The organism is Frankia canadensis (assembly GCF_900197875.1).
In the GTDB taxonomy this organism is placed as follows: Bacteria; Actinomycetota; Actinomycetes; order Frankiales; family Frankiaceae; genus Frankia; species Frankia canadensis.
This window is the reverse complement of record NZ_FZMO01000110.1, coordinates 1-12,166: the sequence shown is the minus strand read 5'-3', so window position 1 is coordinate 12,166 and position 12,166 is coordinate 1. Positions and strand designations below refer to the sequence as shown.

The 12,166-nt window shown below is 71.0% G+C and carries 10 protein-coding genes; 7 read left to right on the top strand and 3 right to left on the bottom strand.

Annotated features, from left to right (window positions below; translation table 11 throughout):
* On the top strand, positions 1–201 hold a 201-nt coding region (locus C1A33_RS10995; RefSeq protein WP_133150641.1), incomplete at its 5' end, for a zinc ribbon domain-containing protein.
* A 158-nt stretch (positions 202–359) separates the two neighbouring features.
* Positions 360–1,271: a helix-turn-helix domain-containing protein gene (locus C1A33_RS10990; RefSeq protein ID WP_165818329.1), complete on the top strand. Its 912-nt coding sequence runs from the start codon at positions 360–362 to the stop codon at positions 1,269–1,271.
* Positions 1,272–1,307: 36 nt separating this feature from the next.
* Here the strand turns inward: C1A33_RS10990 and C1A33_RS10985 are convergent, their stop codons facing one another.
* The 3 genes from C1A33_RS10985 to C1A33_RS10975 form a co-directional block, all read right to left on the bottom strand.
* Positions 1,308–2,045, bottom strand: a complete 738-nt coding sequence (locus tag C1A33_RS10985) for an SDR family NAD(P)-dependent oxidoreductase (RefSeq protein ID WP_101831414.1) — start codon at positions 2,043–2,045, stop codon at positions 1,308–1,310.
* Positions 2,046–2,117: 72 nt separating this feature from the next.
* Entirely contained in the window at positions 2,118–3,098 is a 981-nt protein-coding gene (locus C1A33_RS10980) for a cyclase family protein (protein WP_101831413.1), read from the bottom strand.
* Positions 3,095–4,897: a flavin-containing monooxygenase gene (locus C1A33_RS10975; RefSeq protein WP_101831412.1), complete on the bottom strand. Its 1,803-nt coding sequence runs from the start codon at positions 4,895–4,897 to the stop codon at positions 3,095–3,097. The genes C1A33_RS10980 and C1A33_RS10975 overlap by 4 nt, the downstream gene beginning before the upstream one ends.
* Positions 4,898–5,193: 296 nt before the next feature.
* Here C1A33_RS10975 and C1A33_RS10970 point away from each other — a divergent pair, with 296 nt between their 5' ends.
* The 5 genes from C1A33_RS10970 to C1A33_RS10955 all read left to right on the top strand — a co-directional run.
* Positions 5,194–5,874, top strand: a complete 681-nt coding sequence (locus C1A33_RS10970) for an FMN-dependent NADH-azoreductase (protein ID WP_101831411.1) — start codon at positions 5,194–5,196, stop codon at positions 5,872–5,874.
* A gap of 149 nt (positions 5,875–6,023) precedes the next feature.
* Positions 6,024–6,254 (top strand): enoyl-CoA hydratase-related protein, encoded by a 231-nt coding sequence (locus C1A33_RS37405; RefSeq protein WP_279354610.1) that lies wholly within the window; start codon positions 6,024–6,026, stop codon positions 6,252–6,254.
* Complete coding sequence (locus C1A33_RS37400; RefSeq protein ID WP_341477212.1) at positions 6,212–6,550, top strand: enoyl-CoA hydratase-related protein; 339 nt, start codon at positions 6,212–6,214, stop codon at positions 6,548–6,550. The genes C1A33_RS37405 and C1A33_RS37400 overlap by 43 nt, the downstream gene beginning before the upstream one ends.
* Positions 6,551–7,523: 973 nt before the next feature.
* Positions 7,524–8,480 carry a hypothetical protein gene (locus tag C1A33_RS10960; RefSeq protein ID WP_243407421.1) on the top strand — a complete coding sequence of 319 codons (957 nt, stop codon included), beginning with the start codon at positions 7,524–7,526 and terminating at the stop codon, positions 8,478–8,480.
* A 686-nt stretch (positions 8,481–9,166) separates the two neighbouring features.
* The coding region (locus C1A33_RS10955; protein ID WP_279354609.1) for a beta-propeller fold lactonase family protein at positions 9,167–12,166 on the top strand (3,000 nt) is incomplete at its 3' end.

The window sequence follows — 12,166 nt, the reverse complement described above, 5'->3', positions numbered from 1 at the left end:
GTCGACCGCTGGTATCCCAGCTCGAAGACCTGTTCGTCCTGCGGGGCGCTGGTCGCATCGTTGCCGCTCGACGTCCGACAGTGGACCTGCCGCTCCTGCGGCACCAACCACGACCGGGACGTCAACGCCGCACGGAACATTCTGGCCGCGGGGCTCGCGGTGTCAGCCTGTGGAGACGGAGTGAGACCACCCCGCTCCTAGAACGGGGAGGCATCTGTTGATGAAGCAGGAACCCGTATCGCGAGGCACGGGAATCCCCGGCCTTCAGCTTCAGGCCGGGGAGGATGCCAAGCGACCATCGAGTGAACCCGCCGGCGCCCGCCCTGCCCCGCCCGCGCGGCCGATGGGATGGTGAGCGCATGCGCGAGCCCGAGCCGGCGAGGGGGACACCGTCCAAGGGGGCGCCATCCAGGGGGGCGCAGTCGAACCCGACCCGCCGCGTCGTGCTGGTGCTGGACTTCCTGGCCCGCCACCGGCACCGGTCCTTCTCCCTGTCGGAGCTGGCCCGGGAACTCGACATCAGCAAGTCGACACTGCACGGCATCGTGGAGACCCTGCTGGAGGCCGGCTACCTGCTGCGTGACCCGGGAAGCCTGCACTACCGGCTCGGGCCGGCGCTGGCGGGGGTGGGCCAGGCGGCCCTGGGACCGCACGGCCCGCTGGTGGACGCCCTGCGGCCGGTGATGGACCGCCTCGCGCGCGAGTTCGAGGCGCACTGCGTCGTGAGCGCGGATCTCGGTGGCTTCATCGTCCCGCTCGCCCTCGCCGGCGAGCCCGCGCGGGTGACGACGCTGTGCCGCGTGGGCGAGCGCCTTCCGCTCTCGCCGCCCATGGGGACGCTGTTCATGGCGGGCCGGCAGATGTCGGAGATCCGTGCATGGCTCGACCGGGCGCGGCCGCCGCTGTCCGCGGCTGAGGTGGAGCTCCACCTCAGCGCCGTCGACCTGCTGCGGTCGAACGGCTTCGCCGCGGCGGCCCGGGTGGACGCGAAGGCCCGGCTGGAGCGTGCTCTCGGCGTCCTCGAGTTCGGCGACCCCAAGGACCAGGGCGTCGTCGACCACCTGATGGGCGAGTTGCGGCGGGCCCGATACCTGCTGCTCGACTTCGAGGACCCGGCGCCCATCGAGGTCGACTGGATCGGCGTCCCGGTCATCGGCAGGCAGGCGCGGACCGAACTCGCCCTGGTGGTGCTCAACCTGCCGGCGCCACTGAGCGGGCCACGGATCGCCGAGGTGGCCGGGCACCTCAGGTCGGCCGTGGCGGTCCAGTGAGCCGTGGCCGTCCAGTGAGCCGTGCTCGTCCAGTGATCAGTGCTGCGACATCCCGCCGTCGACCGCGAAGACGGTGCCGGTGACCATCGCGGCGTCGTCGCTCATCAGGTAGGCGATGAGCGAGGCCACCTCGTCGGCGGTCGCGTCGCGCGGGATCCTGCCTGGCACCTGGCGGGTGGGTGCCGCGCCCGCCTTGGCGCGGGCGATCTCGATCATCGGGGTGGCGGTGGGCCCCGGGGCGACCAGGACGGCGCGGATGTTCTCGGCGGCGTACTGGTAGGCGATGTGCCGGGTCAGGCCGGCGATGCCGTGCTTGCTCGACACGTAGGCGGCGCCGCCCGTACCGAGCACGGAGGCCACCGAGCCGACGTTCACGATGGCGCCGCCACCCGACTCGCGCAGTGCCGCGACCGCGTGCTGGCACATGACGAACGTGCCGCGCAGGTTCACGCCGATCACCCGGTCGAACGTCTCCAGCGACACGTCCTCGAGCCGCGCGTCCACCGCCAGGGTCACCCCGGCGACGTTGGCGACGGCGCCCACCGGCCCGAGGACCTCCCGGGCCCGGCCGAACAGGGCGGCGACCGTGGCGGGATCGCTGATGTCGGTCGCCTGGACCAGATGGTCCGCCGGGTCGAAGTCGATCGCCTTGTGGGTCTCGTCGACATCCAGGTCGGCGAGGGCGAGGCGCCATCCGCTCGCCGCGAGCCGGTTGGCGGTCGCGAGGCCGATGCCCGACGCCGCCCCCGTCACGATCGCCGTTCTGGGTGCCATCAGCTGCCCGCCTTTCGTTTCATGACTTGTTTCCTGGGGAACATCACTGGTTTGCTGGGGAGGCGGAGCGCGCTACCGCAGCGCGATCGGGTTGAGGGGCGAGCCGACCGCGCCGGTGATGCGCAGCGGCGGGGCGACCAGCTGGAAGTCCCACCGCCCGTCGGCGGCGCAGGTGTCGGCGAGGGCGTCGAGATCCCAGTACTCGCCGAACGCCAGGCCCATGTCGCGCAGGCACAGCAGGTGCATCGGCAGCATGTTCCCGGCCAGATCCGACACCGGATCCTCGACCTGGGAGTTGTCGGCGGCGACGGCGGCGACGTCGCGCTCGCGCAGCCACTCGGCGCAGCGCCAGTTCAGCCCGGCCGACGGCGAGGTGTCGCGGGTGGTGCGGAACTTCGTCATCCAGCCGGTCCGCACCAGGACGATGTCGCCGGGGCCGACCTCGACGCCCTGCGCCGCGGCGGCCGCGGTGAGCTCGTCGGGCATGATGTGCTCGCCGTGCTGGCAGTGCAGCTCCTCCCCGCGTGCCCGTGCGAGGTCGAGCAGGACGCCGCGGGAGGTGATGCCCTTGACGTCGACGCGGTCGATGCTCAGCCGGGACGCGCCGAAACTGGTCACCGCCGACGCCGGATAGCCGTTGTACATGCGTTCGTCGTAGTAGACGTGGGAGAGGGCGTCCCACTGGCTGGCCGACTGCAGGTGCATCGCGATGAAGTCGTCGTTGAACCGGAGCAGGTCGCCGCCGAGGAAGCCGGCGACCTCCTGGGCACGCGGGTGGGCGGCCCATTCCGGCCCGATCCGGACCAGCGAGCGGGCGTCGCCTCCGTCGATCGTCATCATGTGCAGCGGATTTCGCCGGAACAACAACTCCTGCGGGCCCGTCTCGCCGATGCTGATGCCGAGGGGGAAGACCTTTCCCTCGGTCACGAGTGCGGCCGCCTGCCGCACCTTGTCGGCGGTGATCAGGTTGAGGGTGCCGAGCTCGTCGTCCTCGCCCCACCGGCCCCAGTTGCGGATCCGGTCGGCCATGGCGCGGAAGGAATCACTGGTCATCGTGCTTCCGCCTTGCGGCCGTTGGTCCCGTCGATATCCGCGGCGACCTGCAGCGCCACGTACTTCGAGTACGGACGGACCTCGATGAGACCGCCGCCGGTGTACCAGAGCTGCGGGAAGCCGGAGGGCTGCCACTGCAGGCCCCGCTCATTGCGGTGATCGAGGCCGCCGAGCGAGTCGGTCTGATCGACGATCTCGTCGCCGAGGTAGAACCGTGACCCCTCGCGCAGGCTGACGTACCCCGTCGCCAGCACGACCAGGTCCGCCGGATATTCGGCGCCGTCGCTGAGCAGGACGCCGGTCTCGCTGTAGCCGACCAGCCCGGCGCCCGAGTGCACCCTGATCCGACCGTCGATGATCAGCTGTGAGGCGCCCGCGTCGACGTAGTACCCGCCGGCGCCGCCCGGGCGGATCCCGAGCGAGAACAGGCCGCCCTGCGGGCCGATGTCCGGATCGCCCATGACGAGCGCGAAACCGGCGGCGCGCAGGCCGTCGAGCAGGTCCCGGTCCAGCTCGGCGATGCGGGCGGTCTGCGCGGGCGCGAGCTGCATGGCCAGCGGCCAGGGGAACGACAGGGCGCGCAGGTCGGTGTACTCGAGGGGCAGCGCGTCCTCGTGGAACTGCGGCTCGTACAGGATGCTGTTGCCGTTCTCCCGGCTCATGACGTAGGTGCCCGTGCGCTGGATCATCGTGACGTCGGCGCCGGCGTGGCAGAGGTCCTCGGCGATGTCATGGGCGCTGGTGCCGGCGCCCACGACCACGGCCCGCCGGCCCGCCATCCCCGCGGCGGACCGGTAGTGGTGTGAGTGCATGGTCGTGCCTGGGAACCGGTCGAGGCCGGGGACGTCGGGCGTGACCGGGTGGCCCGAGAAACCGGTGGCGACGACGAGCTGCTCGGGACGCAGCACCCGCTCGCCCTCGGGGGTGATGACCCGGACCGTCCACATGCCGGCGGCCTGGTCGAGCCGGGCGTGGACGACCTCCGAACCGGTCCACACACCGAGGTCCATCGCCCGGCCGAACGCCTCGAGCCAGTCCGCGTACTTCGCCTTCGGCGGGTACACCGGCCAGGTCGACGGGAACGGCATGAACGGCAGATGGTCGGAGTGCACCGGGGAGTGCAGGACCAGGGCTTCGTAACGGGAGCGCCAGTTGTCGCCGATCCGGTCGTTCCTCTCGACGAGCAGCGTGTCGATGCCCATGGCCTCCAGGTGTGCTCCCACGGCGAGGCCGCTGCCACCCGCGCCCACGACAAGGACCTGTGGATCGGGTCGGTCGAAGGCCGACCGGGCGGCGTGGCGGAGGTGCCACGGCGCGAGCGCGCCGTCCCGGGACGGGCGCGGGCGGCGATGCCGGGTCGCCGGCGGGCGATCCCGGAGGCTGTCCAGCGACGTCAGTACGGTCCAGGCCCGGTACTCGCCGTCGGGCTGTCGCACCAGTCGGACGTGTGCGGACCCCTCGCCGGTCGCCGTCGTCCAGGTGAGGAAGCACTCGACCCAGCTCGCCTCGCCGGTGTCGACGTGGATATCGCCGACGCCGTCGGTCCGGCGGACGGAGAGGAACGGGAACTGCGGTGCCCTCGCGACGAAGCGCGTGATGGCCTCGGGGGTGTGGTAGCTGGCCAGCTGCCAGTCGAGGCCGACGAAGTCGCGCCACCAGCCGTTGGGGGCGATCAGGTCGCGCAGGCCCGGCGCCGCGGGAGTGGTCATCGCGGCGGCGAACCTCGCCAGCCATAAGTCGACCACCTGGTCGGGCGATGGCCGTCCAGCCGGGGGCGCGGGCCTGGTCGTCACGCTCATGTCTTCTCCTCGATGGCCGTGCCATGTCGATGAGACGGGCACCCCCGTCCACCGAGGGTGGCCTGCGTCGCGGATTGTTCGAATATTCGAATGAACTTTCTGTTATTCGCCCACACTGTGATAGCCGCCACGTATGGCGTCAAGGTCGTGGATGCGGACAGGCGCCGTCGTCCCACCGTCCGGGCGGCGCGACGTGGCGTAGAGTCGGCGCTGCCTCGGCCGTGAGTACGGGGCCGCGTGGCGGCCCGTGTCCGCTGTTCCGTGCCTCGTGCCCCTGTTCCGTGCAAGGAGCGCGTATGCCCGGACTGCTGCACCTCGACTCGTCCGCCGACGTGGGGGAGTCGACCACGCGGGCGCTGACCCGGACCTTCGCCGACACCTGGCGCGGGCTCAGCGCCGCCCACACGGTCACCTACCGTGATCTGCACGCCGATCCGCCGCCGCATCTGAACCACCCCGCGCTGCACTGGGCGCCCCGGCTGCGCCGGCCGGGCGAGATCCCCGACCCCGCCGCGGCGGCCGCGCAGGACGCCCTGCTGGCGGAGCTGCTCGCGGCGGACGTGCTGCTCGTCGGCGCGCCGATGTACAACTGGTCGCTGCCCTCGACGTTGAAGGCCTGGCTCGACCAGGTGCACGTCCTCGGCGTCACCGCGCCGTTCGACAGTGCCGAAAGGCCGCTCGCCGGCCGGCCGGTGGTGATCGTCAGCGCGCGCGGGGCGACGTACGGATCCGGCAGCCCCACGGAGGGCTGGGACCACAGCGTGCCGCCGATCGAGCTGGTGCTGGGGCGTTCGTGCGGCATGGAGGTGACGGTCGTGACCACGGACGGGACGCTCGCCTCGCGGATCCCGGCGCTGGCGGAGCTGCGTGACGAGGCCCGGGGGCAGCTCGACGCGGCGAAGCGGTCGGTGGTCGAGCTCGCGGCCCGGCTCGGCCGGCGCCCGGCCGGGGTCGGGCCGCGCGCGGACGGGCGCTGACGGATGGCGGACGCCGGCCGGGGGGACGACGACGCCGCGCTGAACCTGCTCGACGACGACGACCTCTGGGTCGGCGTGCTCACCGGCACCCCGACGGTGTTCTGCGCCGGCAGCGACCTGACCGCCGGCGGCGACAACGTCACCGAGCGGTGCGGGGAGTACGGCGTGGTCCGCCGGCATCGCCGCACGCCGCTCATCGCCGCACGCCGCTCATCGCCGCGGTCGAGGGCCCCGCGCTCGGTGGCGGCCTGGAGATCGTGCTGGCCTGTGACCTCGTCGTGGCGGGCGCCGACGCCAGGTTCGGCCTGCCGGAGGTGACGATTGGCGTCGTCCCCACCTGTGGCGCGCTGTTTCGCGGCCCGCGGGCACACTGCCGCTGAACCTGGCCCGCGAGCTCATCCTCGTCGGCGATCCCTTCGACGCCCGGCGCGCCTACGAGGCGGGCCTCGTCAACGTGCTCGCCGAACCCGGCCGGGCACTGGAGGCCGCCCTCGTGCCGGCCGAGCGGATCTGTCGCAACGCGCCGAGCGCCGTGCGGGCCTGCCTCGCGGCCGCCGACGCCGCCGGCTGGCAGGCCACCGCCGGCGCCCTCGACGCGATCCGCGACTCCGCCGACGCCGCCGAGGGCGTCCGCGCCTTCCTGGAGATGCGCCCACCCGCCTGGACTGGCCGGTAGGCCACCGGAGGCGCCGCTTCGGCAACGTCTTCCAGCTCGGGCTGCGGCTGGGCGTGCCGATCTGGGTCGCTCCTGTGAGGTGGGCGGGACCGGCACGATGATCAGACAGGCGTCGCCCTGGGGCGGGGCTGGCCGGCGGATGCGATGGATGGCCGCCGATGCCGGCGACCGCCGCCGCCGTGTCGGCGTGCGACTGTTTGCCGCGTTTATCGAGCCTGCTGGTGCGCAGGGCGGGGGACCCTGTGATGTTGGGAGATCGAGGGCGGCGCGACCGCTGCGGGCCAGACCCGGGACGTCCACATACCCGGGCCCCTGCCGGCACACCGGTGAGCTGCGGGTTGTCCGAACCCGAGGTACGGACCGAATGGCCCACCGGTAGATCCACTGCGATCAACTCTCACACATGCCACCCATAAAAACCCAAGCGAAAAGTCACTCCGACAACGACAAAAGACACGGTAATCGCCACTGGACAGGTCCGCCCGCCACGCCCGCATCGGTCCCCACAGGCGGCCGCGCCTGGGGCTGCACCGGTTCTGCCTGCGATGGGATTGAGTGTCCGAGCCGCCGGTGGTCGAGCACTGCTGTCCGCAGGCCCGAGGGCTGAGGTCCAGACCGGTCACCGACTATGGGCCAGCTCGGCAGCGAGATCAAAAATCATCCGGACTCTTGAGTCATCTTGACACGGAGCGGCAAGGAGACTAGAAGTTCGACGTGGATGCGGATGTTTTCCCTCGATGCCGCCGCATCTGCGGACCTTGTGCAGCGTCGCACAACCTGCGCCTCTACCTCGGAAATTGTTCTTCCGGTGTGAATGTGGCGGTCCTGCCCACATCGCGCCCCCTACGCAAAGGTTGACGTGAGAGCACATCTGTCTGTACGCACGCGCACAACGGGAACAGTCCTTGTCCTGGGCGCCGCGCTGGCCGTGGCCTTCCCGGCCGCCGCCTTTGCCAACACCGTGGCTGTCACGGTGAAAACACCTGGCGCCACCAGTGGTCCCTCGACCGCGAACTCCGAGATCTCGACCCACGCGGACTGCAGCAGCGGTCTGATCTCCGGTGGTGGGATCAACCAGGCCACCGGCACCGGCAACGGCAACCACGTGATGGGTTCCTCGCCCAGCTCCGACGGCACCTCCGAGTACACCGGTACCACCGGTGTCGTCGGTACGGACGTGACCCACTGGCTCGGGATCGGTGGAAGCGGCGGCCAGGCTGACAGCTCCTTCTCCACGACCCCTTACGCGGTGTGCTTCACCAGCAACCTGATCAATCACACCCAGGTGGTCATGAACAAGGTCAACGCACCCACCACGGCGACAACGGTGGGTCGGGTGACCGCCACCTGCCCGTCGAACACGATCCTGCTCGGCGGCGGTATGCGTGCCACCCCGGCCAGTGCCGGCGACTTCAAGACGATCGCAAGTTTTCCCACCTTCAACAACTCCGCGCATGACTTCGGTCAGAAGGCCGCGGCCGATGGGGAGACCAATCCCGACTCCTGGACCGCCGTCGGGTGGGCGAACGCCACCAACAGCACCAACGAGACCTACGTCTACGCGATCTGCAGCGGAAACAGCATCAATATCAGTGGCGTGACGGTGAAGGTGCACTACAGCGAGGCGAGCGGTCCGACCACGGGTGGCACGGGCCAGAAGGTGACGGTCAACTGCCCCAGTGGGGACGGAAAGCTGATCAGCGGGGGCGCTGCTATCAGCGGGGGCAGCGTGACCACGACCGACTTCACCGGACCTGGCTCCGGCGGCGACCATCTGAACGGAAGCTACCCGAGTGACTCGAGCGGTAATCCGGTGAGCAACGGGACCACCACGGCGGCCTACTGGACGGCCTTCACCCACACCGGGGGTATGAGCTCACCGAGCACCTACTCCGACGCTTGGGCGCTGTGCGTCAACGACGGCGTCTGAGGACACCCAGAACTCGCGGTCCCACGTAATCCTTTCATCTCGACCTGATCCTCGACCGCCGGCCTGCGACAGCCCGGCCGGCGTGTTCGACCTGCCTCGATGATCGCGCATACAGGGCAGGGCCTCACCAGCCTGGCCGGACAATCCACACCTCGAACCCAGGTGATTGGTATCTCGGTTCGAGGTGATCTCTCCGCGTGCCCGAGAGAGTCGGTGGCGTCCATCGATGGACGCAGAAAAATTTGGGATCCCTGGAACTTCGATTTCAGGGTGCATAGCTAAGAGGGTGCCTGGTCTTGGTAGGTTTGTTTGGATCGCGAACACGCGGTCAACGGAGGCGCAGCATCCTGCGACGTCGCCATATCGTCGCATGGTCTGCTTCGGCGCTGGGCATGGCGGTGAGTCTGGGATTGACCGGCTGCGAGCCGTCCGGCCCTTCGCCATGTGGGAAATCGGGCGTCCTCAGCGGGACGACGTGCACCTACAACACGGTCGGGTCGGACACCTTCACGACTCCCGCGGGTGCACGGTGGGTTCAGATCACGGTGGTCGGCGCCCAGGGCGGCCACTATTTTCTTGCCGGTGACGCCGCTCACGGCGGCTCGCCGGTAGGAGACATAACCGGCCGTCCCGGTGGGGGCGGCGGCCAGGCGTCCGGCACGATAACGGGCCTGCCATCAGGCCGGGTGCTGCAGGTCGATGTCGCCGGTAAGGGCGCCGACGGCACTGCGGCCAGCCGCTCGGGCGGAAAGAACAACGGGCCGTCCGGCGGGCAGGGTGCCGTGGGCGGGTTCGGCGGCTCCAACGGCGGTGTGGCCGGCGGCAAGGGAGACGCCGGCGGGGCCGATGGCGGGACCGCGAGTAACAACGGTGGCAACGGCTCCGGTGGCGGCGGTTCCTCCGACGTACGGATCGCTACCGCGGGTTGCGCGGCATTGAAGTGCACCCTGTCCGACCGGGCGCTGGTCGGCGCGGGCGGCGGCGGCGGTGGCGGCACCGGAGGCCAGGGCTACGCGCTTCCTGGCGCGGGTGGCGCGGGTGGCGGAGCTGCCGGCGATGCCGGTGGTTCCATCGTCGACGGCGGCCACCCGGGGGCGCCTGGCGGTGGCGGCAGCCAGGCCGTGGGCGGGATCGCGGGCCTCAACCCCGGACGGCACGCGACACCGCCTCCCCCCGATCCCGACGATCCGCGTTTCGGCGGTGATGGCACCGCCGGCGCCGCGGGCACGGGCGGCGTCGGCGGCGTGGGAAACCAGGCCTGCCTGGGTGAGCACAACCCGCCCTGCCGCAACCCCGATGACACGCAGTCTGGCGGTGGCGCTGGTGGCGGCGGCGGTGGCGGCTACTTCGGTGGCGGCGGCGCCTCGGGCGGCGGTGGCACCAGCATCGGTGGCGGCGGCGCAGGGGCCGGTGGCGGCGGCGGCAGCTCCTTCACGTCCGCCGCGGTGACCTCTGCCGTTCTGACCGCTGGTGTCAACACCGGGACCATCAACACCGGGAACGGTCAGGTCACCATCTCCTGGGGTACCTCCGCGTCGCCCAGCCCGACGCCGTCGACCAGTCCCTCCGCGTCCCCGACGTCGACTCCGACCTCGACTGCGACGTCGACCCCGACCTCGGGACCGACGCAGGGCCCGGGCGCGAAACCGGCCGCGGCCACGGCTTACGTCATCAACAACACCGGTAACACGGTGACGCCGATCGACGTCACCACCAATACGGCTGGCACCCCGATCAAGGTCGGAAACAGCCCCCGAGGGATCACCGTCACGCCTGACGGCAAGACGCTCTATGTGACGAACCGGGCCGACAACACCGTGACGCCGATCGACGTGGCCACCAACACTCCCGGCACGCCGATCCCGGTCGGCCAGTTCCCGTTCGGAGTCGCGGTGACTCCCAACGGCAAGACCGCCTACGTCGTGGACAACGCCAGCAATGACGTGACGCCGATAGACCTGGCCACGGGCACTCCCGGCGCCCGGATCCCGGTAGGTGCCGACGCGCACGGCGTCGTGATCACGCCGGACGGCAAGACCGCCTACGTCGGCAATGCCGCGAGCAACACGGTGACGCCGATCGACGTGGCCACCAACACCCCCGGCACGCCGATCCCCGCCGGGAACAACCCGCAGTGGCTCGCGATCACGCCGGACGGCAAGACCGTGTACGTCGTCGACAACGCCAATGCGGGCAGTTCCACGGTGACGCCGATCGACGTGGCCACCAACACTGCCGAGAAACCCATTCCGGTGAGCGACCGCCCCGTCGGCATCGCGATGACTCCCGACGGCAAGACCCTGTACGTCACCAATGAGCGCGAGGCCGTCGTGACGCCGATCGACGTGGCCACCAACACGCCTCGCGCCACCATCTCGACGGGAGGTGTCGAGCCGTTCGCCATCGCGGTGACACCGGACGGCGTGGCGGCCTACGCGGTCAACCGCGACAGCAACTCGGTGACGCCGATCGACGTGGCCACGGGCATCACCGGAACCCCGATTTCCGTCGGTGAACGGCCGGTGGGAATCGCGATCGCCCCGGCGCCGGCCGTGGCAGCCGGGCCGGTGTGCGGGAAGACCGGTGCGCAGACCGGCACGACGACCATGAGCTGCACCTATGACTCGGTCGGATCGGACACCTTCACCGTGCCCGCGGGTGTGAGCTCGGTCGAGATCACGGTGACCGGCGCCCAGGGTGGGCACTACTACATCGCTGGTGACGCCGCGCACCCGTCTCCCGCGGGGGACCTCACCGGACGTCCCGGCGGCAGCGGTGGCCAGGCAACGGGGACGCTGACGGGTCTGACCGGCGGACAGGTCCTGCAGGTCGACGTGGCAGGCAGAGGCGCCGATGGCACTGCGGCGTCACGCTCGGGCGGGATGAGTAACGGCCCGTCCGGCGGATCGGGAGCACTCGGCGGGTTCGGTGGGTCCGGTGATGCCTCCGGTGCGAACGGCGGAACCGCACACAACGGTGGTAACGGCTCCGGTGGCGGCGGTGCCTCCGACGTACGCACCACGACGACGGGGTGTGTCACGCTCGCCTGTGGCCTCTCCACCCGGGTGCTGGTCGCCGGTGGCGGCGGTGGCGGCGGTGGTATCGGCGGTCAGGGCAACGCGCTCGGTGGGGCCGGGGGCGACGCCGGCACCGACGCCGGGGCGACCGTGGACGGTGGCAACGCCGGACTCCCGGGCAAGGCCGGCACCCAGAGCGCCGGAGGCACCGGTGGGCTGAACGCATGCCGTCATGGCGCGGGAAACCCCGCGCCTAGCGACCCGCTGACCGATCCGCGCTGCGGCGGCGACGGTACTGACGGCATCTCCGGAGCCGGCGGGACCGGCGGGGCCGGAAACAAGCCCTGCAACGGCACGTACACCCCCGCGTGCTCGGACCCGACCGCGACCACCTCCGGTGGTGGTGCCGGCGGCGGTGCGGGCGGTGGCTACTTCGGCGGTGGTGGCGGCTCCGGCGGCGGCGGCACCTTCGGCGGCTACGGAGGCGCCGGCGGCGGAGGCGCCGGTGGTAGCTCGTTCGCCGCGTCGAGCATCGTGAACCCGACCCTGACGACCGGAGTCAACGCCGGCACCATCAACGGCGGCAACGGAGAGGTCACGATCACCTGGACCGTTTCCGGGACCTCGGCCTCGGCCCCGGCCCCGACCCCGGCTCCGGCTCCGGCTCTG

Excerpts from the sequence above, each read along its gene's own strand:
- C1A33_RS10990 (WP_165818329.1), top strand. The coding sequence starts at position 360 with ATGCGCGAGCCCGAGCCGGCGAGGGGGACACCGTCCAAGGGGGCGCCA.
- C1A33_RS10985 (WP_101831414.1), bottom strand. The coding sequence starts at position 2,045 with ATGGCACCCAGAACGGCGATCGTGACGGGGGCGGCGTCGGGCATCGGC.
- C1A33_RS10980 (WP_101831413.1), bottom strand. The coding sequence starts at position 3,098 with ATGACCAGTGATTCCTTCCGCGCCATGGCCGACCGGATCCGCAACTGG.
- C1A33_RS10975 (WP_101831412.1), bottom strand. The coding sequence starts at position 4,897 with ATGAGCGTGACGACCAGGCCCGCGCCCCCGGCTGGACGGCCATCGCCC.
- C1A33_RS10970 (WP_101831411.1), top strand. The coding sequence starts at position 5,194 with ATGCCCGGACTGCTGCACCTCGACTCGTCCGCCGACGTGGGGGAGTCG.